At 73.4% G+C, this 23,507-nt stretch carries 23 protein-coding genes; 17 read left to right on the top strand and 6 right to left on the bottom strand.

Annotated features, from left to right (window positions below; translation table 11 throughout):
• Positions 1–40: 40 nt before the first annotated feature.
• Positions 41–1,285 (bottom strand): amino acid deaminase/aldolase, encoded by a 1,245-nt coding sequence (locus ACIGZJ_RS16545; RefSeq protein WP_396457855.1) that lies wholly within the window; start codon positions 1,283–1,285, stop codon positions 41–43.
• A 116-nt stretch (positions 1,286–1,401) separates the two neighbouring features.
• On the opposite strand from ACIGZJ_RS16545, the gene ACIGZJ_RS16540 reads away from it, so the two are divergent.
• Complete coding sequence (locus ACIGZJ_RS16540) at positions 1,402–2,145, top strand: SseB family protein (RefSeq protein ID WP_396457854.1); 744 nt, start codon at positions 1,402–1,404, stop codon at positions 2,143–2,145.
• A 92-nt stretch (positions 2,146–2,237) separates the two neighbouring features.
• Here the strand turns inward: ACIGZJ_RS16540 and ACIGZJ_RS16535 are convergent, their stop codons facing one another.
• Complete coding sequence (locus tag ACIGZJ_RS16535) at positions 2,238–2,615, bottom strand: DUF1844 domain-containing protein (protein ID WP_387949410.1); 378 nt, start codon at positions 2,613–2,615, stop codon at positions 2,238–2,240.
• A gap of 484 nt (positions 2,616–3,099) precedes the next feature.
• Here ACIGZJ_RS16535 and infC point away from each other — a divergent pair, with 484 nt between their 5' ends.
• The 8 genes from infC (at position 3,100) to ACIGZJ_RS16495 (ending at position 11,903) form a co-directional block, all read left to right on the top strand.
• Entirely contained in the window at positions 3,100–3,849 is a 750-nt protein-coding gene (infC, locus tag ACIGZJ_RS16530) for a translation initiation factor IF-3 (protein ID WP_396457924.1), read from the top strand.
• Between the two features lie 140 nt (positions 3,850–3,989).
• Positions 3,990–4,184, top strand: a complete 195-nt coding sequence (gene rpmI, locus ACIGZJ_RS16525) for a 50S ribosomal protein L35 (RefSeq protein WP_329486877.1) — start codon at positions 3,990–3,992, stop codon at positions 4,182–4,184.
• Positions 4,185–4,293: 109 nt separating this feature from the next.
• Positions 4,294–4,689 carry a 50S ribosomal protein L20 gene (rplT, locus tag ACIGZJ_RS16520; RefSeq protein ID WP_030055649.1) on the top strand — a complete coding sequence of 132 codons (396 nt, stop codon included), beginning with the start codon at positions 4,294–4,296 and terminating at the stop codon, positions 4,687–4,689.
• A 213-nt stretch (positions 4,690–4,902) separates the two neighbouring features.
• Complete coding sequence (locus ACIGZJ_RS16515) at positions 4,903–5,778, top strand: TrmH family RNA methyltransferase (RefSeq protein ID WP_396457853.1); 876 nt, start codon at positions 4,903–4,905, stop codon at positions 5,776–5,778.
• 51 nt (positions 5,779–5,829) lie between these two features.
• A complete protein-coding gene (locus tag ACIGZJ_RS16510; protein ID WP_396457852.1) occupies positions 5,830–6,933 on the top strand; it encodes an ATP-binding protein in 1,104 nt (367 codons plus the stop codon).
• 242 nt (positions 6,934–7,175) lie between these two features.
• Positions 7,176–8,297, top strand: coding sequence for a phenylalanine--tRNA ligase subunit alpha (gene pheS / locus ACIGZJ_RS16505; protein ID WP_396457851.1), 1,122 nt, complete (start codon positions 7,176–7,178; stop codon positions 8,295–8,297).
• Positions 8,297–10,798: a phenylalanine--tRNA ligase subunit beta gene (pheT, locus tag ACIGZJ_RS16500; RefSeq protein WP_396457850.1), complete on the top strand. Its 2,502-nt coding sequence runs from the start codon at positions 8,297–8,299 to the stop codon at positions 10,796–10,798. The genes pheS and pheT overlap by 1 nt, the downstream gene beginning before the upstream one ends.
• 265 nt (positions 10,799–11,063) lie before the next feature.
• Positions 11,064–11,903 (top strand): chitosanase, encoded by an 840-nt coding sequence (locus ACIGZJ_RS16495; protein ID WP_396457849.1) that lies wholly within the window; start codon positions 11,064–11,066, stop codon positions 11,901–11,903.
• A gap of 63 nt (positions 11,904–11,966) precedes the next feature.
• Here the strand turns inward: ACIGZJ_RS16495 and ACIGZJ_RS16490 are convergent, their stop codons facing one another.
• Positions 11,967–12,836, bottom strand: a complete 870-nt coding sequence (locus ACIGZJ_RS16490; RefSeq protein ID WP_396457848.1) for a 3-hydroxybutyryl-CoA dehydrogenase — start codon at positions 12,834–12,836, stop codon at positions 11,967–11,969.
• Between the two features lie 259 nt (positions 12,837–13,095).
• Here ACIGZJ_RS16490 and ACIGZJ_RS16485 point away from each other — a divergent pair, with 259 nt between their 5' ends.
• Positions 13,096–13,914 carry an SDR family NAD(P)-dependent oxidoreductase gene (locus tag ACIGZJ_RS16485; RefSeq protein ID WP_396457847.1) on the top strand — a complete coding sequence of 273 codons (819 nt, stop codon included), beginning with the start codon at positions 13,096–13,098 and terminating at the stop codon, positions 13,912–13,914.
• Positions 13,915–13,957: 43 nt separating this feature from the next.
• Here the strand turns inward: ACIGZJ_RS16485 and ACIGZJ_RS16480 are convergent, their stop codons facing one another.
• Complete coding sequence (locus ACIGZJ_RS16480; RefSeq protein WP_396457846.1) at positions 13,958–14,881, bottom strand: polysaccharide deacetylase family protein; 924 nt, start codon at positions 14,879–14,881, stop codon at positions 13,958–13,960.
• A gap of 262 nt (positions 14,882–15,143) precedes the next feature.
• Here ACIGZJ_RS16480 and ACIGZJ_RS16475 point away from each other — a divergent pair, with 262 nt between their 5' ends.
• On the top strand, positions 15,144–16,034 hold the full coding sequence (locus tag ACIGZJ_RS16475) for an SAM-dependent methyltransferase (protein ID WP_396457845.1): 891 nt from the start codon (positions 15,144–15,146) through the stop codon (positions 16,032–16,034).
• Positions 16,035–16,217: 183 nt separating this feature from the next.
• Here the strand turns inward: ACIGZJ_RS16475 and ACIGZJ_RS16470 are convergent, their stop codons facing one another.
• A complete protein-coding gene (locus ACIGZJ_RS16470; protein ID WP_396457844.1) occupies positions 16,218–16,595 on the bottom strand; it encodes an RNA-binding S4 domain-containing protein in 378 nt (125 codons plus the stop codon).
• Positions 16,596–16,650: 55 nt separating this feature from the next.
• On the bottom strand, positions 16,651–17,052 hold the full coding sequence (locus tag ACIGZJ_RS16465; RefSeq protein ID WP_392933758.1) for a VOC family protein: 402 nt from the start codon (positions 17,050–17,052) through the stop codon (positions 16,651–16,653).
• A 98-nt stretch (positions 17,053–17,150) separates the two neighbouring features.
• On the opposite strand from ACIGZJ_RS16465, the gene ACIGZJ_RS16460 reads away from it, so the two are divergent.
• The 6 genes from ACIGZJ_RS16460 (at position 17,151) to ACIGZJ_RS16435 (ending at position 23,499) form a co-directional block, all read left to right on the top strand.
• Complete coding sequence (locus tag ACIGZJ_RS16460; protein WP_396457843.1) at positions 17,151–18,350, top strand: methyltransferase; 1,200 nt, start codon at positions 17,151–17,153, stop codon at positions 18,348–18,350.
• Between the two features lie 209 nt (positions 18,351–18,559).
• Complete coding sequence (gene argC, locus ACIGZJ_RS16455; protein ID WP_396457842.1) at positions 18,560–19,588, top strand: N-acetyl-gamma-glutamyl-phosphate reductase; 1,029 nt, start codon at positions 18,560–18,562, stop codon at positions 19,586–19,588.
• Between the two features lie 14 nt (positions 19,589–19,602).
• Positions 19,603–20,757, top strand: coding sequence for a bifunctional glutamate N-acetyltransferase/amino-acid acetyltransferase ArgJ (gene argJ, locus ACIGZJ_RS16450; protein WP_396457923.1), 1,155 nt, complete (start codon positions 19,603–19,605; stop codon positions 20,755–20,757).
• A 95-nt stretch (positions 20,758–20,852) separates the two neighbouring features.
• Positions 20,853–21,728: an acetylglutamate kinase gene (gene argB, locus ACIGZJ_RS16445; RefSeq protein ID WP_396457922.1), complete on the top strand. Its 876-nt coding sequence runs from the start codon at positions 20,853–20,855 to the stop codon at positions 21,726–21,728.
• On the top strand, positions 21,725–22,933 hold the full coding sequence (locus ACIGZJ_RS16440; RefSeq protein ID WP_396457841.1) for an acetylornithine transaminase: 1,209 nt from the start codon (positions 21,725–21,727) through the stop codon (positions 22,931–22,933). The genes argB and ACIGZJ_RS16440 overlap by 4 nt, the downstream gene beginning before the upstream one ends.
• Before the next feature lie 17 nt (positions 22,934–22,950).
• On the top strand, positions 22,951–23,499 hold the full coding sequence (locus ACIGZJ_RS16435) for an arginine repressor (RefSeq protein WP_392933766.1): 549 nt from the start codon (positions 22,951–22,953) through the stop codon (positions 23,497–23,499).
• Positions 23,500–23,507: the final 8 nt, after the last annotated feature.

The following is a 23,507-nucleotide window of genomic DNA, read 5'->3' as shown; positions in this document are numbered from 1 at the left end:
CTGGCTAAGCCGCGGCCGAGGCGCTCCCGGCCGGCCGCCCTCAGAGGAAGGTCAGCCCCTCGCCCCGGTAGGTCGGGACGCTGCGCACCACCCGGTCGCCCTCGATCAGGTGCAGCTCGGGGAAGCGCTCGCACAGCTCGCCCGCCTTGGCGTGCCGGAACCAGACCCGGTCGCCGATCAGCAGGTCGTCGGCGGCCGCGCCGAGCAGCGGCGTCTGCACCTCGCCGGCGCCCTCCATCGGGTCGTAGCGCAGCCCCTGCGGCAGGTAGGGCACCGGCGAGCGGTCCGGTCCGGCCGCGCCCGAGGCCGGGTAGCCGCCGCCGAGCACCGTCACCACGCCGAGGCCGGGCCGGCGCACCACCGGCTGGCCGAACAGCGCGGCCGGGCGGCCCCGGAACGAGCGGTAGTGGTCGAACAGTCGCGGGAGGTACAGCCCGGAGCCGGCCGCGACCTCGGTCACCGCGTGCTCGGCCACGGTCGACTCGACGCTGCCGGTGCCGCCGCCGTTGACGAACTCCAGGTCGGCGACCTGCCGCAGCCGCCGCACCGCGGCCGCGCGGCGCTCGGCCAGTTCGGCGCGCGCCCTGGCCTGCATCAGCCGGATCATCCGCGAGCGCACCGGCCGCCCGGGCACGATGTCGCCGACCCCGGCGATGTGCCCCTCGTACGCCATCAGCCCGACCACCCTGAAGCCCGGGCGGCGCTGCACCAGTTCGGCGAAGGCGCCCAGGTCCTCGGGCGCGTGCAGCGGCGAGCGCCGGGCGCCGACCCGGACCCGGCCGTTGAACAGCCGCAGTGCGGTGTCCAGTTCCAGGCAGACCCGGATCTCGGCGGTGCCGGTCCTGGCGCGGTCGATCAGGTCCAGCTGGGCCGGGTCGTCCAGCAGCACGGTGACGGCGCCGGCCAGCGCCGGATCGCCGGTGAGCTCGGCGAAGGCGGCCCGGTCGGCGGAGGGGTAGGCGAGCAGGATGTCGGTGAACCCGTGGCGGGCCAGCCAGAGCGACTCGGCGAGGGTGAAGCTCATCACCCCGGCGAAGCCGTCCATCGCCAGCACCCGCTCCAGCAGCGCCCGGCACCGCACCGACTTGCTGGCCACCCGCACCGGCTTGCCCGCGGCCCGCCGCACCAGGTCCGCGGCGTTGGCGTCGAAGGCCGCCAGGTCGACCACGGCCACCGGGCCGTCCAGCCCCGCGGTGGCCCGGTCGTACCGCGCCCGGTCGGCGCCGGGCGAGGCCTCGGCGAGGGCGGACGCGGCGGTGCGGGCGGCGAGTTCGGGCGTGGCCATGCGCGCAGACTGCCACACCGCCACTACCGGTGGGTAGGGGCGTGACACGACCGGCCCAGGCCGGGCCCGGGCGGCCGGACCGGGCGGGGGGCGTGAGGTGGCATAGGGTCGGCCGGGTGGATCGCAAGAACATTCCGAACCCAGGATTCGCCGAGGACGACGGCACCGCCGACCCGGCGCTCGCCGCGGCGCTCACGCGCTGGTCCGAGGACCGCACGGCCGAACCGGAGGTGCTCGCGGCGCTGACGCCGACCCGGCTGATGGTGCCGATCGTCGCGATCCTCGGCGAGGTGGAGGTCGACGCGCACGGCCACAAGCACGAGAAGACCAGCGACATGGCCGTCCCGGTGGTCGAGGCCCCCGACGGCCGCCGGGCGCTGCCCGCCTTCACCTCCCTGGAGGCGATGGCCCGCTGGCGGGCCGACGCCCGCCCGGCGCCGGTGGCCGCGCCGCAGGCCGCGATGGTGGCCTTCTCCGAGCGCGCAGACACCCTGCTGATCGACCCGGCCGGCCCGGTGGCCTACCAGCTGTCCGGCGCCCGGCTGCGCGCGCTGGCGGAGAACCGCCCCTACCTGCCGCCGGTGCGCGACCCCGAGGTGCGCGAGGCGGTGCGGACGCTGCTGGCGGCCGAGCCGCAGGTGGTGACCGGCCTGCTGGCGCCCTACGAGGACGGGGACGGCCTGCTCGTGGTGGTGTTCGAGCCGGGCCTGGACCAGCAGGCCGTCCAGGCGGCCGCGCAGCGGGTCGGGCAGGCCGTCGCGGCGGATCCGGTGCTGCGGGTCCGGCTCGACCGCGGCCTGAGCCTGGCGGTGCTGCCGGCCGGCGCCCGGCTGCCCGGCGAGCCGCTGTACCAGCGGTAGCGGCAGGCCCCGGACACCGCTGAAGGCGCCGCCCTCGTCGCACGAGGGGGCGCCTTCAGCGGTGTCCGGCGGTTTCGCCGGGCAGTCAGGACTCAGGCGTAGACCGGCCCGGTGAACTTCTCGCCGGGGCCCGCGCCCGGGGCGTCCGGGACGAGGGAGGCCTCGCGGAAGGCCAGCTGGAGCGACTTCAGGCCGTCCCGCAGCGGCGCGGCGTGGAAGTTGCTGATCTCGGGGGCGCCGGCGGTGACCAGCCCGGCCAGCGCGGTGATCAGCTTGCGGGCCTCGTCGAGGTCCTTGTCCGCCTCGCCGCCCTCGGCCAGCCCGCACTTGACGGCGGCCGCGCTCATCAGGTGCACCGCGACGGTGGTGATCACCTCGACGGCCGGGACCTCGGCGATGTCCCGGGTGAGGTCGTCGAAGCCGAGCGCCTCGTCGTCGGAGGCGGGGTTCTGGGTGGGCTCGGTGCTCAAGGGGACTCACTCCGTCGTGCCGGTGTACGTACACCAGGAGCGTACAAGGGAGCGGGGGGACGGCCCGGGCCACGGGGAGCGAGGGGCGGAATACCGCCGGGAGTCGAAACGCTGTATGCTTCGAGACTGACCGGCCGGGAGCCCCCAGGGCGCCTGGCCAGCAAGTGGAGGCTCCACTCACAGGAGGCCCGAGAGGGCAACCGCGAAAGTCTCCCACCTGATCGGCCTCACCGTCGACGGGTCCCGGTCCGCGACAGGCGCCGCAGGGCGCCGAGCCGCCGCAGTACCCCTCACCGGGTACCGCCCCCGGATATGTGGAGCCCCGCTTGCACCGAGCGGGGCTTTTTTCGTGTCGCGGTGCATGCAGTGCCTACCAGCAAGTCAGGCAGCGCAGCACGAATGAAGCCCCGCCCAGTGGTCGAGTCCACTACGTGCGACCGCCGCCCGACGGCCGCATCGCAGAAGGTGCAACCGAGGAGGCCCCATCAGCACCGAGCCCCGCATCAACGACCGGATTCGCGTCCCCGAGGTGCGACTCGTCGGTCCCAGCGGCGAGCAGGTCGGCATTGTGCCGCTTGCCAAGGCGCTGGAGCTTGCGCAGGAGTACGACCTTGACCTCGTCGAGGTCGCGGCGACCGCCCGGCCGCCGGTGTGCAAGCTCATGGACTACGGCAAGTTCAAGTACGAGTCGGCCATGAAGGCCCGTGAGGCGCGCAAGAACCAGGCGCACACGGTCATCAAGGAGATGAAGCTCCGGCCGAAGATCGACCCGCACGACTATGACACCAAGAAGGGTCACGTCGTCCGGTTCCTCAAGCAGGGCGACAAGGTCAAGATCACGATCATGTTCCGCGGTCGTGAGCAGTCCCGCCCCGAGCTGGGCTTCCGACTGCTGCAGCGGCTGGCGAACGACGTCCAGGACCTGGGCTTCGTGGAGTCCTCGGCCAAGCAGGACGGCCGAAACATGATCATGGTTCTTGGCCCGCACAAGAAGAAGACCGAGGCGATGGCCGAGGCCCGCGCGCTCGCCGACGCCCGCAAGGCCGAGCGACAGGGCCGGACCCCCGGCTCCGACGCCGCCGAGCTGGACGAGGACGCGGCGCTCGAGGCCGAGAATGCCGCGGCCGAGGCGGATGCCGACGAGGCCGACGACATCGAGGATGTCGAGGCCGCCGAGGACACCGAGGCCGCCGCCGAGGTCGAGCAGCCGGCCGAGGCCTCCCAGGACGCCTGAGCCTTCACCGGCCAGGGCGGCCCGGGGGACCGGCCACCAGGGTGACGGGGCGTCCCGCCCGGTCATCACAGATCCATCCTTCACGCCCGCGCGGCGCAAACCGCGCGGGCGTGGACGGACCGACGAGGAGATACGGCGAAATGCCGAAGCAGAAGACGCACAGTGGCGCCAGCAAGCGCTTCAAGATCAGTGGCTCTGGCAAGGTGCTGCGCGAGCGCGCGGGCCGTCGCCACCTCCTGGAGCACAAGCCCTCCACGCTGACCCGCAAGCTGGCCGGCACCGTCGTGGTGGCCCCGGCTGACGCCAAGAAGATCAAGAAGCTTCTCGGCAAGTGATCGCCCTCCCGTCCGGCGCGAGCCGTCGACGGGGCAGCTGATCCTTCCCGACCCATTCGAATGACGGACCACGTGAAGTAGTCCGTGGTCCAACTCAAGGAGTAATCAAGTGGCACGCGTCAAGCGGGCAGTCAACGCCCACAAGAAGCGCCGGGTCATCCTGGAGCGCGCCAGCGGCTACCGGGGCCAGCGCTCGCGTCTGTACCGCAAGGCCAAGGAGCAGGTCACCCACTCTCTGGTCTACAACTTCAACGACCGCAAGAAGCGCAAGGGCGACTTCCGTCAGCTGTGGATCCAGCGCATCAACGCTGCGGCCCGCGCCAACGGCATCACCTACAACCGCTTCGTGCAGGGCCTGAAGGCCGCGAGCGTCGAGATCGACCGCAAGATGCTTGCGGACCTCGCGGTCAACGACCCGGGCGCGTTCGCGTCGCTCGTCGAGGTCGCCCAGAAGGCGCTGCCGGCCGACGTCAACGCCCCGAAGGCTGCCGCCGACGCCGCCTGATCCTCCTGGATCAGCTGAGCTGACCGGACCCGCAGGCTCCATCCTGCGGGTCCGGTTTTGCGTTCCGCGCGTTTCGCGCTCCGCGCGCCCCCGGCCCGACCGCGCGCGCCCCGACCGCACGCCCCGACCGCACGGGCCCCCGCGTACCGGCCCGCCGCACGGGCCCGCTGCACCGGCCCCCCGCCACCGGCTCCCCGCCCCAGAGACGAGAACATGCCGAGCACCGACACCCCCCTGCTGACCTCCCTGCGCTCGCCCCGGGTGATCGCCGCCCGCCGGCTCGCCAAGCGGAACCAGCGCACCAAGGAGCGCCGCTTCCTCGTCGAGGGCCCGCAGGCCGTCCGCGAGGCCGTCGCCTTCGGGAAGCTGCCGGGCTCGTCCGAGCACGCCGTGGTCGAGGTGTACGCCACCCCCGAGGCCGCCGAACGGCACGCCGGCATCGTCGCCGCCGCCCTCGCCGAGGGGCTGCCGGTGCTCACCGCCACCGACGAGGTCGTCGCCGAGATCTGCGACACCGTGACCCCGCAGGGCATCGTGGCGCTCTGCCGCTTCATCGACACCCCCTTCGAGGAGGTGCTCAGGGCCCGCCCCCAGCTGGTGGCGGTGCTCGCGCACGTCCGCGACCCCGGGAACGCCGGCACCGTGCTGCGCACCGCCGACGCGGCCGGAGCGGACGCCGTGGTGCTGACCGACGCCTCGGTCGACCTGTACAACCCCAAGGCCGTCCGGGCCTCCGTGGGCAGCCTGTTCCACCTCCCGGTCGCCGTCGGCGTGCCGGTCGAGGAGGCCGTCGCCCGGCTGCGCGAGGCGGGCGTACGGGTCCTGGCCGCGGACGGCGCGGGAGAGCGCGACCTCGACCAGGAGCTGGACGAGGGCACCCTGGGCGCGCCCGGCGCATGGGTGTTCGGCAACGAGGCCTGGGGTCTTCCGGAGGAGACCCGCGCACTCGCCGACGAGGTGGTGCGCGTACCGATCCACGGACACGCCGAGAGCCTCAACCTCGCCACGGCCGCCGCCGTCTGCCTCTACGCCTCCGCACGTGCTCAGCGCTCGCCCGGAGGGTGTCGCGCACAGGGCCAGGAGCGCTAGGGTCTGCCTCGGTGGGGGGAAAGACACGGTGGGTAATCGGGGAGGACACCCATGGCCGTCAGCGGGGCAGAACTGGACCCGGACGACCTGCCGGACGGCCTGGTGGTCGCCGACGCCCTGGGCCGGGTGGTCTGCTTCAACCGCGCGGCCTCCCGGCTGACCGGCATCGCACCGCAGGACGCGCTCGGCAGCCCGCTGGCGGACGTGCTGCCGCTGGAGGACCTTGACGGCCGCCGCTGGTGGCAGCTGACCGATCCGTACGGTGGCCTGGCGATCCGCACCAGCCAGCCCGAGCGCAACCTGCTGCTGCCCGGCGGCCGTGAGGTGCTGGTCTCCGCCCGGTACGTCCGGGCCAGCCCGCAGGGCCCGCTGGAGCGGCTGGTGATCGCCCTGCGCGGCACCGAGGCCCGCCGCCGCACCGAGCGCAGCCACGCCGAGCTGATCGCGACCGTCGCCCACGAGCTGCGCTCGCCGCTGACGAGCGTCAAGGGCTTCACCGCGACCCTGCTGGCCAAGTGGGAGCGGTTCACCGACGGGCAGAAGCGGCTGATGCTGGAGACCGTCGACGCCGACGCCGACCGGGTCACCCGGCTGATCGCCGAACTGCTGGACATCTCCCGGATCGACGCCGGCCGGCTGGAGCTGCGCAAGCAGGTGGTCGACCTGGCCGCCGCCGTGCGCCGGCACGTGGACGGCAAGGTCGCCGCCGGCACCCCCGAGGACCGCTTCGACATCCGGATCGGCGAGCCGCTCACCGTGCTGTGGGCCGACCCCGACAAGGTCGACCAGGTGCTCGCCAACCTGCTGGAAAATGCGGTGCGGCACGGCGAGGGAACTGTCACGATCGAGGTGGCACCGGCCAAGGAGGTCGTCGAGGCACCCGTCTGGGAGCGCCCCGGCACCCCGCCCCGCATCGTGGAAGGCACAGCGATCACCGTGAGCGACGAAGGCGGAGGCATCCCCGAGGAGTCGATGCCGCGCGTCTTCACCCGCTTCTGGCGCGGCTCCAAGCGCGGCGGCACGGGCCTGGGCCTCTACATCGTCAAGGGCATCGTGGAGGCCCACGGAGGCTCGGTCCGCGTCGACCGCGCACCCGGCGGCGGCGCCCGGTTCCGATTTATCCTGCCCGCCGGGGTGCCCGACTTCATGCTCTGACCGAGCGCGGGCAAGGAGCCGAGCAGGCTCACGGGCGCTCCCGGACGGGCTTCACGACAGTCGCGCTACGCACTGCGACTACACTCGACCTTTGGCGTTGTGCAACGCCCTGCGCGGCTGCGCCGCGGACATCCCCCTCTTCGGTACGGAGAGCGGTTGCCCGTGCCCCGGCCACGCCGGGCGTGACGCAGAGGCGAGCCCCTTACCTGAGCACGGACGAGCAGGAGCACGGGAAGATAGAGATGTCGGCACCCAACAAGTCGTACGACCCGGTCGAGGTCGAGGCACTCAAGCCCGAGGTGGTGGAGCAGGCCCGCGACGAGGCCCTCGCAGCCTTCGCCGCCGCCACCACCCTGGACGAGCTGAAGCAGGCCAAGGTCGCCCACACCGGCGACCGCTCCGCGCTCTCCCTCGCCAACCGCGAGATCGGCGCCCTGCCCCCGCACGCCAAGGCCGCCGCCGGCAAGCTGATCGGCCAGGCCAGGGGCGCCGTCAACCAGGCCCTCGCCCGGCGGCAGGCCGAGCTGGAGGCGGAGCGCGACGCCCGCGTACTGGTCGAGGAGGCGGTGGACGTCACGCTGCCGTACGACCGCACCCCGCGCGGCGCCCGCCACCCGCTGACCACGATGGCCGAGCGCATCGAGGACACCTTCGTGGCCATGGGCTACGAGGTAGCCGAGGGCCCCGAGGTCGAGGCCGAGTGGCTGAACTTCGACGCCCTCAACCTGGGCCCGGACCACCCGGCCCGCTCGATGCAGGACACCTTCTTCGTCCAGGCCCCGGACGGCTCCGCCGACTCCGGCGTGGTGCTGCGCACCCAGACCTCCCCGGTCCAGGCCCGCACGATGCTCGACCGCGAGCCGCCGATCTACGTGGTCTGCCCCGGCCGGGTCTACCGCACGGACGAGCTGGACGCCACCCACACCCCGGTCTTCCGGCAGGTCGAGGGCCTGGCCGTGGACGAGGGCATCACCTTCGCCGACCTCAAGGGCACCATCGAGCAGCTGGTGTCCAAGCTGATCGGCGACGGCCTGGAGCTGCGCTGGCGCCCCTCGTACTTCCCGTTCACGGAGCCGAGCGCCGAGATCGACCTGCAGTGCTTCGTCTGCCGCGGCGAGAGCGTCGGCAACCCGGACAAGCCCTGCCGCACCTGCTCCTCCGAGGGCTGGATCGAGCTCGGCGGCTGCGGCGTGGTCAACCCGCGCGTGCTGATCGCCTGCGGTGTCGACCCGAACCGCTACAGCGGGTTCGCCTTCGGCCTGGGCCTGGAGCGGATCCTGATGAACCGTCACAACGTCGCCGACATGCGCGACATGGTCGAGGGTGACGTCCGCTTCACCCTCCCGTTCGGGATGGAGATCTGATGCGCGTCCCGCTTTCCTGGCTGCGCGAGTACGTCGACCTGCCGGCCGGCGAGACCGGCCGCGACGTCGCGGAGCGCCTGGTCCGCGCCGGCCTCGAGGTCGAGACCGTCGAGCAGATCGGCGCCGACCTCAAGGGCCCGCTGGTCGTCGGCCAGGTGCTCTCCATCGAGGAGCTGTCCGGCTTCAAGAAGCCGATCCGGCACTGCTTCGTCAACGTCGGCGACGCCAACGGCACCGGCGCACCGCAGGAGATCGTCTGCGGCGCGACCAACTTCGCCGTCGGCGACAAGGTCGTCGTGGTCCTCCCGGGCGCGGTGCTGCCCGGCCCGTTCCCGATCGCCGCGCGGCAGACCTACGGCCACACCTCGGCCGGCATGATCTGCTCCGCCCGCGAGCTGGGCATGGGCGACGACCACAACGGCATCATCGTGCTGGAGCAGCACCACGAGCCCGGCACCGACGCGATCGAGCTGCTCCAGCTCGTCGACGAGGTGCTGGACATCGCCGTCACCCCGGACCGCGGCTACTGCCTGTCCATGCGCGGCGTGGCCCGTGAGGCCGCCGCCGCGTACGGGCTGCCGCTGGCCGACCCGGCGCTGCTGGACGTGCCCCCGGCCAACTCCTTCGGCTACCTGGTCAAGGTCGCCGACCCGGCCGGCTGCGACCGCTTCGTCGCCCGCACGGTGATCGGCCTCGACCCCGCCGCCAAGTCCCCGATCTGGCTGGAGCGCCGGCTCCAGAAGTCCGGCATCCGCCCGATCTCGCTGACCGTCGACATCACCAACTACGTGATGCTGGAGGTCGGCCAGCCGCTGCACGCCTACGACAAGCAGCGCGTGGACGGCCCGATCACCGTGCGCCGGGCCGAGAACGGCGAGCGCCTCACCACCCTCGACGGCGTCCAGCGCAAGCTGTCCGCCGAGGACCTGCTGATCTGCGACAACAGTGGCCCGATCGGCCTGGCCGGCGTCATGGGCGGCGCCTCCACCGAGATCCTCGACCCGGCCGCAGGCCCGGGCACCACCGAGGTGATCATCGAGGCGGCGCACTTCGACCCGGTCGCCATCGCCCGCGGTGCCAAGCGGCACAAGCTGCCCTCCGAGGCGTCCAAGCGCTTCGAGCGCGGCGTCGACCCGGAGGCCGCCCGCGCCGCCGCGCAGCGCGCCGTCGACCTGCTGGTCCTGATCGCCGGCGGTACCGCCGAGGCCGGGGTCACCGACATCGCCGCCCCGCACCCGGTGCGCACCATCACCATTGCCGCGGACCTGCCCGACCGGGTGGCCGGCGCCGAGTACGGCCGCGAGACCGTCACCCGCCGCCTGCAGGAGATCGGCTGCTCCGTCGCGGGCGCCGACATCCTGGAGGTCACCCCGCCGACCTGGCGGCCCGACCTCACCGACCCGTACGACCTCGCGGAGGAGGTCATCCGCCTGGAGGGCTACGACAACGTGCCCGCCCGGATGCCCACCGTGCCGCCGGGCAAGGGCCTGACCGAGGCCCAGCGGATGCACCGCCGGGTCGGCGTGGCGCTGGCCGGCGCCGGCTACGTCGAGGTCAACAACTACCCGTTCGTCGGCGAGGCCGCCTTCGACGCGCTCGGCCTGGAGAAGGACGACCGCCGCCGCCGTACGGTCAAGCTGGTCAACCCGCTCAACGACGAGGAGCCGGCGCTGCGCACCACGCTGCTGCCGGGCCTGCTCGGGGCGCTGCGCCGCAACATCGGGCGCGGCAACACCGACCTGGCGATCTTCGAGACGGGTACCGTCTTCCTGCCCAAGGACGAGCTGTCCGTCGCGCCGCGCCCGGCCGTCGACCACCGTCCCAGCGACGAGGAGCTCGCCGCCCTCGACGCCGCCCTGCCGCACCAGCCGCGCCGGGTCGCCGTCGCGCTGGCCGGCGAGCGGCTGCCCTCCGGCTGGTGGGGCAAGGGCGCCGGGGCCTCCTGGGCGGACGCCGTCGAGGCGGCCCGCACGGTGGCCCGCGCGGCCGGTGTCGAACTGACCGTGCGCCAGGGCCAGCTGATGCCCTGGCACCCGGGCCGCTGCGCCGAGCTGCTGGTCGCCGGCACCGACCGGGTGGTCGGCCACGCCGGCGAGCTGCACCCGCGCGTGGTGAAGGCGATGGGCCTTCCGGAGCGCAGCAGCGCGATGCAGATGGACCTCGACCTGCTCACCGCCGACGGCGTCGAGCGGGTCTCCGGTCCGGCGGTCTCCGGCTTCCCGGTGGCCACCCAGGACGTGGCGCTGATCGTCGACGCCGCCGTCCCGGCCGCCGAGGTGGAGGCGGCGCTGCGCTCCGGCGCGGGCGAACTGCTGGAGGGCATCCGGCTGTTCGACGTCTTCACCGGCGAGCAGGTCGGCACCGGCCGCAAGTCGCTGGCGTACGCGCTGCGCTTCCGCGCCGCGGACCGCACGCTGACCGCCGACGAGGCGAGCGCCGCCCGCGAGGCGGCCGTGGCCGAGGCCCTCGCCCGCACCGGCGCGGTGCTGCGCGGCGCCTGATCCGCAGGCCGCAACCGAAGGGCCCCTGGAGACCACCCGGTCTCCAGGGGCCCTTCGGCGTGCCGGGCGGTGCGCGCTTCGGCCGCGCGGTCTGAAGCGGTTGCGGCTTGCAGCGATGGCGACCTGAGGCGATGTCGACTTGAGGAGTTTGCGTCAAACCCCTTGCGGGCGCGCCGCGGTGGGCGCTATCTCTTAGTTAGGAAAGTTTCCTAACTCCCACGGAGCCTGGGTACCCCCTGCCCGGGCCAAGGAAACGGAGCGTCAGATGCACCGTCCGCAGCACCGCACCGTACGCATAGCCCTCGCCGCCCTCCTGGTGGCCGCGCCCGCCACCGTGGCGGCGGCCGGCGCCGCCCACGCCGCACCGGCCGCGGCCGTCGTCCAGGTGAAGGCCGTCGGCCTGGACGACCCGCACAAGAAGGACATCGCGATGCAGCTGGTGTCCAGCGCCGAGAACTCCTCGCTGGACTGGAAGGCGCAGTACAAGTACATCGAGGACATCAAGGACGGGCGCGGCTACACCGCCGGCATCATCGGCTTCTGTTCCGGTACCGGCGACATGCTCGACCTGGTCGAGCACTACACCGACCTCAAGCCCGGCAACATCCTCGCCAAGTACCTGCCGGCCCTGCGCAAGGTCAACGGCACCGAGTCGCACAGCGGCCTCGGCAGCGCCTTCGTGAAGGACTGGGCCACCGCCGCCAAGGACTCCGTCTTCCTGCAGGCCCAGAACGACGAGCGCGACCGCGTCTACTTCAACCCCGCCGTCAACCAGGCCAAGGCCGACGGCCTGCGCGCGCTCGGCCAGTTCGCCTACTACGACGCCATCGTCATGCACGGCGGCGGCTTCGACGCGGCGGGCTTCGGCACCATCCGCAAGAACGCCCTGAAGAAGGCCAAGTCCCCCGCACAGGGCGGCGACGAGGCCACCTACCTCAAGGCCTTCCTGGACGCCCGCAAGGCCGCCATGAAGCTGGAGGAGGCGCACTCCGACACCAGCCGCGTCGACACCGAGCAGCTGGTCTTCCTGAACGCGAAGAACTTCGACCTCAACCCCCCGCTCAAGTGGAAGGTCTACGGCGACAGCTACGCCATCAACAGCTGAGCGCGGGCACGACGAAGGGGCGGGGGAGGCCGCGGCCTCCCCCGCCCCTCACGCGTGCTCCGGTCAGACGCTCGCGGTGTAGTCGTAGAAGCCGCGGCCGGACTTGCGGCCCAGCAGCCCGGCGTCGACCATCCGGGACAGCAGCGGGGGAGCGGCGTACAGCGGCTCCTTGTACTCGTCGTACATCGACTCGGCGATCGACACGATGGTGTCCAGGCCGATCAGGTCGCACAGCCGCAGCGGGCCCATCGGGTGGGCGCAGCCGGCCTCCATGCCCTTGTCGATGTCGGACGCGGTCGCCACGCCGGACTCGAACATCCGCACCGCCGACAGCAGGTACGGCACCAGCAGCGCGTTCACCACGAAGCCGGCGCGGTCGCGGGCCCGGATCGGCTCCTTGCCGAGGACCTGGGTGGCGAAGGCCTCCACCCGCTCGGTGGTGGCGGCCGAGGTGGTCAGCGTCGGGATGACCTCGACCAGCTTCTGCACCGGCGCCGGGTTGAAGAAGTGCAGGCCGATGACCTGCTCCGGGCGCGAGGTGGCGGCGGCCAGCTTCACGATCGGGATCGACGAGGTGTTGGAGGCGAGGATCGCGTCGCGGCGCTCCACCACCTGGTCCAGGGTCTGGAAGATCTTGACCTTGATGTCCTCGCGCTCGGCGACCGCCTCGACCACCAGGTCGCGGTCGGCGAAGTCCGCCAGGTCGGTCGTGAAGGCCAGCCGGGACAGCGCCTCGTCGCGCAGCTCGGGGGTCAGCTTGCCGCGCTTGACCGCGGTGTCCAGGGAGTTGGTCAGCCTGGTCCGGCCGAACTCCAGCGCCTCACCGCTGGCCTCCGACACCAGGACGTCCAGCCCGGCCCGGGCGAAGACCTCCGCGATGCCCGACCCCATGAGACCGCAGCCGATCACTCCGACGCGCGCGATGTCACTCACTCCGTTGCCCTTCGGTGGTGCTGGGGGTGGCCCAGCGAGGTGTCCCAGCAAGCTGCTGTTCAGCGGGGGGCGTACCGGAATGCGTGAACCGGTGCACCGCCCCGACGACGTTACTACTCCGTACCGGCTGGTAGGTCATCCCCTCCCCGGCTGGGCCGAACGGGTGAGGCCGCTCCCGCCGCCCGTGCGCCCGGGTACCGACCCGCCCGCGGACGGACAGAATGCGGGACGGTCGGGGGCAGGCGAAGGGAGCAACGGGATGCCGTCGGGATCGCTCAGAGGACAGGTCGCCCTGGTCACCGGGGCCGGCCGGGGCATCGGCCGGGAGATCGCCATCGGCCTGGCCGCCGAGGGCATGGGCGTCGGCCTGGTCGGCCGCACCCACGAGACCCTCACCGACACCCTCAAGGAGTGCGCCCGGCACGGCTCCCGCGGGGTCGCCGTCACCGCGGACGTCACCCGGCACGGCTCGGTCCGCGAGGCCGTCCGGGTCGTCGAACGCGACCTCGGCCCGGTCGACCTCCTGGTCAACAACGCCGGCCAGGTCGACCGCGCCGAGGTCCCGCTCTGGGAGACCGACCCCAACCACTGGTGGCAGGTGATCGAGACCAACCTGCGCGGCCCCTACAACCTGCTGCGCTGCGTCCTGCCCGGCATGGTCGAGCGCGGCCGCGGCCGGGTGGTCAACCTCAACTCCGGGTTCGCGCTGCGCCCCGACGGCAACTACACCGCCTACGCCACCTCCAAGGGCGCGCTGTTCCAGCTCTCCGACAACATCGCCGACTCGCTCGCCGGACACCACATCGTGGTCCTCGACATCAGCCCCGGCGCAGTGGCCACCGACATGACCGCCGGGATGCCGATGTTCCAGGACATGAAGACCTGGGGCTCCATCCCCTACATGGTCGCCGTCACGGTGGACGCGGCGCGCGGCCGCTTCGACGCCCTGCACGGGCGCTTCATCCACGCCGGACGGGACAACCTGGAGGAGCTGGTCCGGCGTGCCGAGGAGATCCGCGAAGCCGACGCCCGGACGCTGCGGCTGCGCCCCTACGGGCCGCAGGACCCGATGGGCTGAGCCCGCCGGGCCGGGAGTCCGAGGGCCGGGGGCCCGACAGGACCTACGCGCAGAGCTGGCTGGCGGTGACCGGCTTGAGCCCGGCCTTGGCCAGGCCGTCGAGGATGCCGGGCAGCGCGTCCACCGTGCACTGGTGGCCCATGTGCAGCGCGACCACCGAGCCGCCCTTGGCCGAGCCGAGCACCCGGCGCTGGAGCTCGGCGGCGCTCGGGTCGCTGTAGTCGCGCGGGTCCACGTCGAAGGAGAGCACGTGCTCGTACCCGACCGCCCGGGCCTGCTCGCGCACCATCGGAGTGGCGTACTGGGCGGCGGACGGCCGGAACCAGCGGCCGATCGAACCGGTGAGCCGCTGCAGCCGCTCCGCGCACTGGGCGATCTCGGCGCGGGCCTGCTCCGGCGTCATCGTGGAGATGTTCTGGTGGTTCTGGGTGTGGTTGCCCAACTCGTGGCCGCCGTCCAGGATCCGACGGGCCATCTGCGGCTGCTGGTCCAGCCAGCTGCCGACGGCCATCACGGTGAGCCTGGCGCCGCGCTGCTCGGCGATCTCCAGCACGGCGGTGGCCAGCTTCGGGTCCCCGCTGCCGTGGAAGGTCAGGGCGACGTTCCGGCCGGTGCGCGGCCCGTACGCGACCTCGGCCGGGGTGCCCGGGGCCAGCGGCGGCAGTGCGGGCGGGGCGGGCGGCGCGGTGGCGGTCGGGGCGGGGGTGGCCGGGAGGTCCGGGGAGGGGGCCGGGTCGGGCGAGGCGGTCGGCGCGGGGGAGGCCGGGCCCTCGCCGGCCGCCCAGGCCGGGTCGACGGCGCCCGGGTCGCCGCCCTGCGGGTCGACGGTGCCGGCGTGTACGGCGAGGAGCCCGGGATCCGCCCGGCGGGGGGTGTTGTCCCCGCACGCGGTGAGCAGCCCGCCGACGGCGGTGAGAACGGCCAGCTTGGCGGCGGAGCGCAGTACGGTGCGGCGGTCGGCAGTCATCGGCAGTCAGCATAGGGACGACGCGGCGCCCAGGCGATTCGGAGGGTGCCCCCGGGGTCGGGTTGACGTGCCCGTACCCGGCCGGGCGGGCGTTGCAGGAACCTGCACTCGCGCTGTTTCCGCACGGTGTCGTCGGATACGATCACGGCGCACCGCCCGGTACGTGGCAACAGACCGTTCCCGCCGAGCAGTTCGCTGGTCGGCCGGGGCACTGCAGCGCAGCGGTGCGCATTCCGGCAGGTCAGCATAGGGGGCGGACAGGATGCACGAGGACGAGGGCACCGCCGTGGCGGCCGCGGGGGCGGACACGGACTGGGACTGGGCGAAGTCCGAGGACTGGCAGCCGCCCACCGAGCTGGACACCGGCGTCCCGCACACGGCCCGGATGTACGACTACTACCTCGGCGGCAAGGACAACTTCGAGGCCGACCGCAAGGCCGCCGAGGCCGCCATCGCCGCCTACCCCGCACTGCCGCTGCTGGCCCGCACCAACCGCGAGTTCCTCGGCCGCGCCGTCGAGTTCGTGGCCGGCCGGGGCATCCGCCAGTTCATCGACATCGGCACCGGCATCCCCGCCATCGGCTCCACCAGCGAGGTCGCCCAGCGCGCCGCCCCGGACGCCCGCGTGGTCTACATCGACAACGACCCGATCGTGGCCACCCACGCCCGCGCGCTGCTGGCCGGCCACCCCGCCGGACACACCTCCGTCATCGAGGCCGACCTGCGGGACCCGGTCTCGATCCTCGAACACCCCGGTCTGCGCGCGTCCGTCGACCTCGGCGAGCCGGTGGCGCTGATGCTGGTCGCGGTCCTGCACTTCATCCGGGACGAGGACGGCGCCCAGGAGATCGTCCGGACCCTGCGCGACGCGCTCGCGCCGGGCAGCGCGCTGATCCTCTCGCACGGCAGCCCCGACTTCGCCTCCCGGGAGAGCGCGGCCGAGGGCACCCGGATCTACAAGAGCGCCAGCGCCCCGCTGGTGCTGCGCCCGCGCGCCGCCGTCGAGCCGTTCTTCGGGGACTTCGAGTTCACCGGCCCGGGCCTGGTCCAACTCCCGCTCTGGCGTCCGGAGGCCGGGCACGTCCCCACCGGGCAGCTGCCGACCGGGTGGCAGGACGTCTCCGCGTACGCGGCCGTCGCCTTCAAACACTGACCGGCAAGCACTGACCGGCCTTCAGCCGTCTTCTCCGGGCACCGCCGAACGCTGAACCACCGGGCGGCCGACCGGCCCCGGCGCCGCCTTCCGGGCGCCCGGGGCCGCGCGGCGTTCGGCACGGCTCCCGGTACGGCGCCGCACGGGCCGCCCCGCACGGGCCGCCCCCGACCGCCGGCCGTACTACCGCCCCTGGCGCAGCTGGTCGAGCTCGCGCCGGTCACGCTTGGTGGGCCGCCCGGCCCCCCGGTCGCGCTCGCCGGCCACCATCACCTGGTCCCGCGGCGGGCGCGGCGGGCCGGTCTCCACCAGGCACTCGGCCGCGACACCCGCGCCGACCCGCTTGCGGACCAGCCGCTTCACCACGACGACCCGCTCGAACCCGTCCTGGCGCACCCGCACCTCGTCCCCGGGCTTCAACGCCTGCGCCGGCTTCGCCCGGTCCCCGTTCACCTGCACATGCCCGGCCCGGCACGCCGCCGCGGCCAGCGCCCGGGTCTTCGTCAGCCGCACCGACCAGATCCAGCTGTCGACCCGGACGCTTCCCTCGTCTTCGACCATCCTCCGAGCCTACCCAGGCCCGCGGCCCGGGCCGCAGCCCGCAGAACACCCGCGCCTACCGGGGCGGCGACTCCTGGACGGCCCAGCCGTTGCCGTCCGGGTCGTTGAAGAACACGAAGGAGTTCCACTCCCCGCCCGGCCCGTCCACCCGGGCGCCGTCCTCGAAGTGCTGGACCGGGCTGACCTCCACGCCCCGGGCGACCAGCTCCCCGTGTGCCCGCTGCACATCCGCCACCACCAGCTGCAGGCCCTTCATCGAGCCGGGCGGCGCCTCCGTCACCCCGGTGCCGACCACGATCGAGCACCCCGAACCCGGCGGCGTGAGCTGCACGACCCGCACACCGTCACCGAGCCGGGTGTCGTGGTCGACGGTGAACCCGGCCTGCTCCTCGTAGAACAGCCTGGCCCGGTCCACGTCCGCCACCGGGACGACCACCACTTCGAGCTTCCAGTCCATGGCCCAGGCCCCTTCCGGTCCGGCCCCTCCGGGCGGGCCCTTCCAGTATCGGCCGCCCGGGCCGCCGCCGCCCGCCCGTCGGCTAGCCTGAGATCACGATGAACCGCCTCAGCACGCCCGCAGCCACGTCCTTCGCCACTCCGTGGGGCACCTACGACCTCACGCGCTACCCGGAGGACCCGCGCGAGCAACTGCGCGCCTGGGACGCCGCCGACGAGTACCTGCTGCGCCACCTCGCGGGCGAGGGCGACAGCGCCCAGGGCGCCGCGACCGACCTGGCCGGCCGCGCCGTCGTCGTCCTCGGCGACCGCTGGGGCGCCCTCACCACGGCCCTCGCCGCCCACCGCCCCACCGGGATCGGCGACTCCCACCTCGCCCAGCGCGCCACGGCCGCCAACCTCGCCCGCCGCGGCGCCGACCCCGCCGCGGTCCGGCTGCTCTCCACCCGCGACACCCCGCCGGACCGCATCGACGTCCTGCTGGTCCGCGTCCCCAAGAGCCTCGCGCTGCTGGAGGACCAACTGCACCGGCTGGCCCCCGCGATGCACCCCGGCACGGTGGTGGTCGGCACCGGCATGGTCACGGAGATCCACACCTCCACCCTCCGGCTCTTCGAGCGCATCCTCGGCCCGACCCGCACCTCCCTCGCGGTCCGCAAGGCCCGGCTGATCTTCTGCACCCCCGACCCCGCGCTCGACCCCGGTCCGAGCCCCTGGCCGCGCAGCTACGCCCTGCCCGCCGACATCGGCGCCGCCTCCGGGCGCACCGTGACCAACCACGCCGGCACCTTCTGCGCCGAACACCTGGACATCGGCACCCGGTTCCTCCTCGGCCACCTGCCGACCGCGGCCCCCGGCGCCACGGTCGTCGACCTCGGCTGCGGCAACGGCGTGGTCGGCACCGCCGCCGCGCTGGCCGCCCCCGGCGCCCGGCTCCTGTTCATCGACGAGTCCCACCAGGCCGTCGCCTCCGCCGAGGCGACCTTCCGCGCCAACCTCGGCCCGGACGCCCCCGCCGAGTTCCGCGCCGCCGACGCGCTGAGCGCCGAGGCGGTCGAACCCGGCTCGGTGGACCTCGTCCTCAACAACCCGCCGTTCCACTCCCACCAGGCCACCACCGACGCCACCGCCTGGCGGATGTTCACCGGCGCCCGCCGCGCCCTGCGCCCCGGCGGCGAGCTCTGGGTGGTCGGCAACCGGCACCTCGGCTACCACGTCAAGCTGCGCCGCCTCTTCGGCAACTGCGAACTCGTCGCCGGCAACCCCAAGTTCGTGGTGCTGCGGGCCGTCCGCCGCTGACCCGGCCGGCCGCGCCCCGTGCGGGACGCCCCACGATCAACTAAGGGTAGCCTAAGCTCATCTCGCTGCCGGGGCAGTCGTCCAGGCGGCGGGCGGAGCATCCCGGCCCGGGGGTGCGGAGCGGGCGCACCGTGGCCCCGCCCTGCACTCCCTTGCATGAATGTTCCGTGATGCGTATATTCATGCTCCGACCAAGGAGGGAAACTGCCATGGCATTGCGAGTCGCCGTCGCCGGCGCGAGCGGTTACGCGGGCGGTGAGGTGCTGCGCCTGCTGCTCGGCCACCCGGAGGTGGAGATCGGGGCGCTGACGGGCGGCTCGAACGCGGGCACCAGGCTCGGCGCGCTGCAGCCGCACCTGATCCCGCTCGCCGACCGGATCCTGGAGCCCACCACCCCCGAGGTGCTGGCCGACCACGACGTGGTGTTCCTGGCCCTGCCGCACGGCCAGTCCGCCGCCGTCGCCGAGGCCCTCGGCCAGAACGTGCTGATCGTCGACTGCGGAGCCGACTTCCGGCTCAAGGCCGCCGCCGACTGGGAGCAGTTCTACGGCTCCGCGCACGCCGGCACCTGGCCCTACGGCCTGCCCGAGCTGCCCGGCCACCGCGCCGCACTCAAGGGCGGCAACCGGATCGCCGTCCCCGGCTGCTACCCGACCGCCGTCTCGCTCGCGCTCTTCCCCGCGTACGCGGCACGGCTCGCCGAGCCCGAGGCCGTGATCGTCGCCGCCTCCGGCACCTCCGGCGCCGGCAAAGCCGCCAAGACGCACCTGCTGGGCAGCGAGGTGATGGGCAACGTCAGCGCCTACGGCGTCGGCGGCCTGCACCGGCACACCCCGGAGATGTCCCAGAACCTCACCCCCGTCGCGGGCGAGCGGGTCAGCGTCTCCTTCACCCCCACCCTCGTCCCGATGCCGCGCGGCATCCTCGCCACCTGCTCGGCCAAGGCCAGGCCCGGCGTGACCAACGAGAGCCTGCGCGCCGCCTACACCGAGGCGTTCGCCGACGAGCCCTTCGTCCACCTGCTGCCCGAGGGCCAGTGGCCCCAGACCAGCAGCGTCTACGGCTCCAACGCCGCCCTCGTCCAGGTCGCCCTGGACGAGAACGCCGGGCGGATCATCGCGATCAGCGCGATCGACAACCTGGTCAAGGGCACCGCCGGCGGCGCCGTACAGAGCATGAACATCGCCCTCGGGCTGCCCGAGGAGCTGGGCCTTCCCCTGAACGGAGTCGCACCGTGACCGACCACCAGAACGTGGGCGTGACCGCCGCCAAGGGCTTCCGGGCCGCCGGCGTCACCGCCGGGATCAAGGCCTCCGGCACCCCCGACCTCGCCCTCGTCGTCAACGACGGCCCCTCGCTCGCCGCCGCCGGCGTCTTCACCGCCAACCGCGTCAAGGCCGCCCCCGTCCTCTGGTCCGAGCAGGTCCTCAAGGGCGGCCAGGTCTCCGCCGTGATCCTCAACTCCGGCGGCGCCAACGCCTGCACCGGCCCGCTCGGCTTCCAGGACACCCACGCCACCGCCGAACGGGTCGCCGAGGAGCTGGGGCTGAGCGCCGGCGAGGTCGCCGTCGCCTCCACCGGCCTGATCGGCGTCCGCCTCCCGATGGACGTCCTGCTGCCCGGCGTCGCCCTCGCCGCCGCCGAGCTCACGCAGACCGGCGGCGAGGCCGCCGCGATCGCCATCAAGACCACCGACACCGTCCACAAGACCGCCCAGGTCACCAGCCCGGCCGGCTGGACGGTCGGCGGCATGGCCAAGGGCGCCGGCATGCTCGCCCCCGGCCTCGCCACCATGCTCGTCGTCCTCACCACCGACGCCGACCTCGACGCCGCCGCCCTGGACACCTCGCTGCGCGCCGCCACCCGCACCACCTTCGACCGGGTCGACTCCGACGGCTGCATGTCGACCAACGACACCGTGCTGCTGCTCGCCTCCGCCGCCTCCGGCACCACCCCCGGCCAGGCCGAGTTCGACGAGGCCGTCCGCACCGTCTGCGCCGACCTCGCCCGCCAGCTGATCGGCGACGCCGAGGGCGCCAGCAAGGACATCCGGATCGACGTCACCGGCGCCGCCACCGAGGACGAGGCCGTCGACGTCGCCCGCGTCATCGGCCGCAACAACCTCCTCAAGTGCGCCCTCCACGGGGAGGACCCCAACTGGGGCCGCGTCCTCGCCGCGATCGGCACCACCGCCGCCGCCTTCGACCCCGACCGGCTCGACGTCGCCATCAACGGCATCTGGGTCTGCCGCAACGGCAGCGTGGGGGAGGACCGCGACCTCGTCGACATGACCGGCCGCGAGATCGTCATCACCGCCGACCTCAACGCCGGCCAGGCCGCCGCCTCACTGTGGACCAACGACCTCACCGCCGACTACGTGCACGAGAACAGCGCCTACTCCAGCTGACAGCCGCCACCAGCCAACCGAGCCGGGGACCAGAAGACGTGCAGATCGCACCCAAGGGCGAACAGGCCCGCAACAACACCGCGCTGCCCAAGGCCATGACGCTGATCGAGGCCCTGCCGTGGCTGGAGCGCTTCCACGGCAAGACCATCGTGATCAAGTTCGGCGGCAACGCCATGGTGGACGAGGGCCTCAAGGCGGCCTTCGCCCAGGACGTCGTCTTCCTGCGCTACGCGGGCCTGCACCCCGTCGTGGTGCACGGCGGCGGCCCGCAGATCAGCGCCCAACTCTCCAAGCTGGGCCTGGAGTCCTCCTTCACCAACGGCCTGCGGGTCACCACCCCCGAGACCATGGACGTGGTCCGGATGGTGCTCGCCGGCCAGGTCCAGCGCGAACTCGTCGGGCTGCTCAACGGCCACGGCCCGTTCGCCGTCGGGATGACCGGCGAGGACGCCCACACCATGACCGCCGTCAAGCGCTACGCCGTCGTCGACGGCGAGCAGGTGGACATCGGCCTGGTCGGCGACATCGTCAACATCGAGGCCGGCGCCGTGAAGGCGCTGATCGCCGACGGCCGCATCCCGGTGATCTCCTCGATCGCCCGGGGCACCGACGGCCACGTCTACAACATCAACGCCGACACCGCCGCCGCCGCCCTCGCGGTCGCCCTCGGCGCCGAGATGCTCGTCGTCCTCACCGACGTCGAGGGCCTCTACGCCGACTGGCCGAACTCCGACGACGTGATCAGCCAGCTCAACGCGAGCGAACTGGAGGAGCTGCTGCCCGGCCTGGCCAGCGGCATGCTCCCCAAGATGGAGGGCTGCCTGCGCGCCGTCCGCTCCGGCGTCGGGACCGCCCGCGTCCTGGACGGCCGGGTCCAGCACTCCCTGCTGCTGGAGATCTTCACCGACGAGGGCATCGGCACGATGGTCGTGCCGGACGACGAACCGACCGTGACCGGGGGACTCGCATGACCAGCAACGAACAGCTCACCGACCGGTGGCAGCACGCCTTCACCGACAACTACGGCACCCCGCGCATCCCGCTGGTCCGCGGTGAGGGCGCCAAGCTCTGGGACGCCGACGGCAAGGAGTACACCGACCTCCTCGGCGGCATCGCCGTCAACGCCCTCGGCACCGCCCACCCCGCCGTCGTCGAGGCGGTCGGCCGCCAGATCGCCACCCTCGGCCACGTCTCCAACCTCTTCATGGCCGAGCCCACCATCGCGCTCGCCGAGCGGCTTCTCGCGCTCTCCGGCCGCGAGGGGCGGGTCTTCTTCTGCAACTCCGGCGCCGAGGCCAACGAGGCCGCCTTCAAGATCAGCCGGCGGACCGGCCGCACCCACGTCGTCGCCCTCGAGGGCGCCTTCCACGGCCGGACGATGGGCGCCCTCGCGCTCACCGGCCAGCCGGCCAAGCAGGCGCCCTTCCTCCCGCTGCCCGGCGACGTCACCCACGTCCCGTTCGGCGACATCGAGGCCCTGCGCGCCGCCGTCACCACCGGGACCGCCGCCGTCTTCCTGGAGCCCGTCCAGGGCGAGAACGGCGCGATCCCGCTGCCCGACGGCTACCTCCGGGCCGCCCGCGAGATCACCCGCGCCACTGGGACCCTGCTCGTCCTGGACGAGATCCAGACCGGCGTCGGCCGCACCGGCCACTGGTTCGCCCACCAGGCCGAGGACGGCGTCGACCCGGACGTCGTCACCCTCGCCAAGGCCCTCGGCGGCGGCCTGCCGATCGGCGCCGTCCTGGCCTTCGGCGACGCCGCCGACCTGCTCACCCCCGGCCAGCACGGCACCACCTTCGGCGGCAACCCGGTGGTCGCCGCCGCCGCCCTCGCCGTCCTCGACACCATCGAGTCCGAGGGGCTGCTGGAGCACGCCCGCAAGATCGGCGAGCGGCTGCGGCACGGCATCGAGGCGATCGGCGACCCGCTCGTCTCCCACGTGCGCGGCGCCGGACTGCTGCTCGGCATCGTGCTCACCGAACCCGTCTCCGCCCGGCTCCAGGCCGCCGCCCAGCAGGCCGGCTTCCTGGTGAACGCCGCCGTCCCGGACGCCGTACGGCTCGCGCCCCCGCTGGTGCTCACCGAACAGGAGGCGGACGCCTTCCTCGCCGCGCTGCCGGACATCCTCCGGTCGGTGCGCGAGAACGCCCCGGCCGATGCGAGCCGAGCGTAGTCCGGGAGAATAATCACATGACCGTTCCCCACTCCGGCCAACCCGCCGCCGGCCCGACGCCGCAGGTCCCGCAGACCCGCACCGCGCGCCACCGGCGGATCGTGGACCTGCTCACCCGCCAGCCCGTCCGCTCACAGAGCCAGCTCGCCAAGCTGCTCGCGGACGACGGACTGGTGGTCACCCAGGCCACCCTCTCCCGGGACCTGGACGAGCTGGGCGCGGTCAAGATCCGCAACCGGGACGGCGCGCTCATCTACGCCGTCCCGGCCGAGGGCGGCGACCGCACGCCGCGCGCACCGATGGGCGAGTCGGCCAGCGAGGGCCGGATGGCCCGGCTGGCCGGCGAACTCATGGTCTCCGCCACCGCCTCCGGCAACCTCGTCGTGCTGCGCACCCCGCCGGGCGCCGCGCAGTTCCTGGCGTCCGCGATCGACCAGGCCGAGGTGTTCGAGATCATCGGCACCATCGCCGGCGACGACACCGTGCTGCTGATCAGCCGCGACCCGTTCGGCGGCCAGGCCCTCGCCGACCACCTGATGCAACTGGCTCAGGCGAAGGCCCAGTAGACCCTCCC

It is taken from the genome of Kitasatospora sp. NPDC052868, from assembly GCF_044547105.1.
In the GTDB taxonomy this organism is placed as follows: domain Bacteria; phylum Actinomycetota; class Actinomycetes; order Streptomycetales; family Streptomycetaceae; genus Kitasatospora.
The sequence above is the reverse complement of the archived record's forward strand: the minus strand, read 5'-3'. Positions and strand labels throughout refer to the sequence as shown.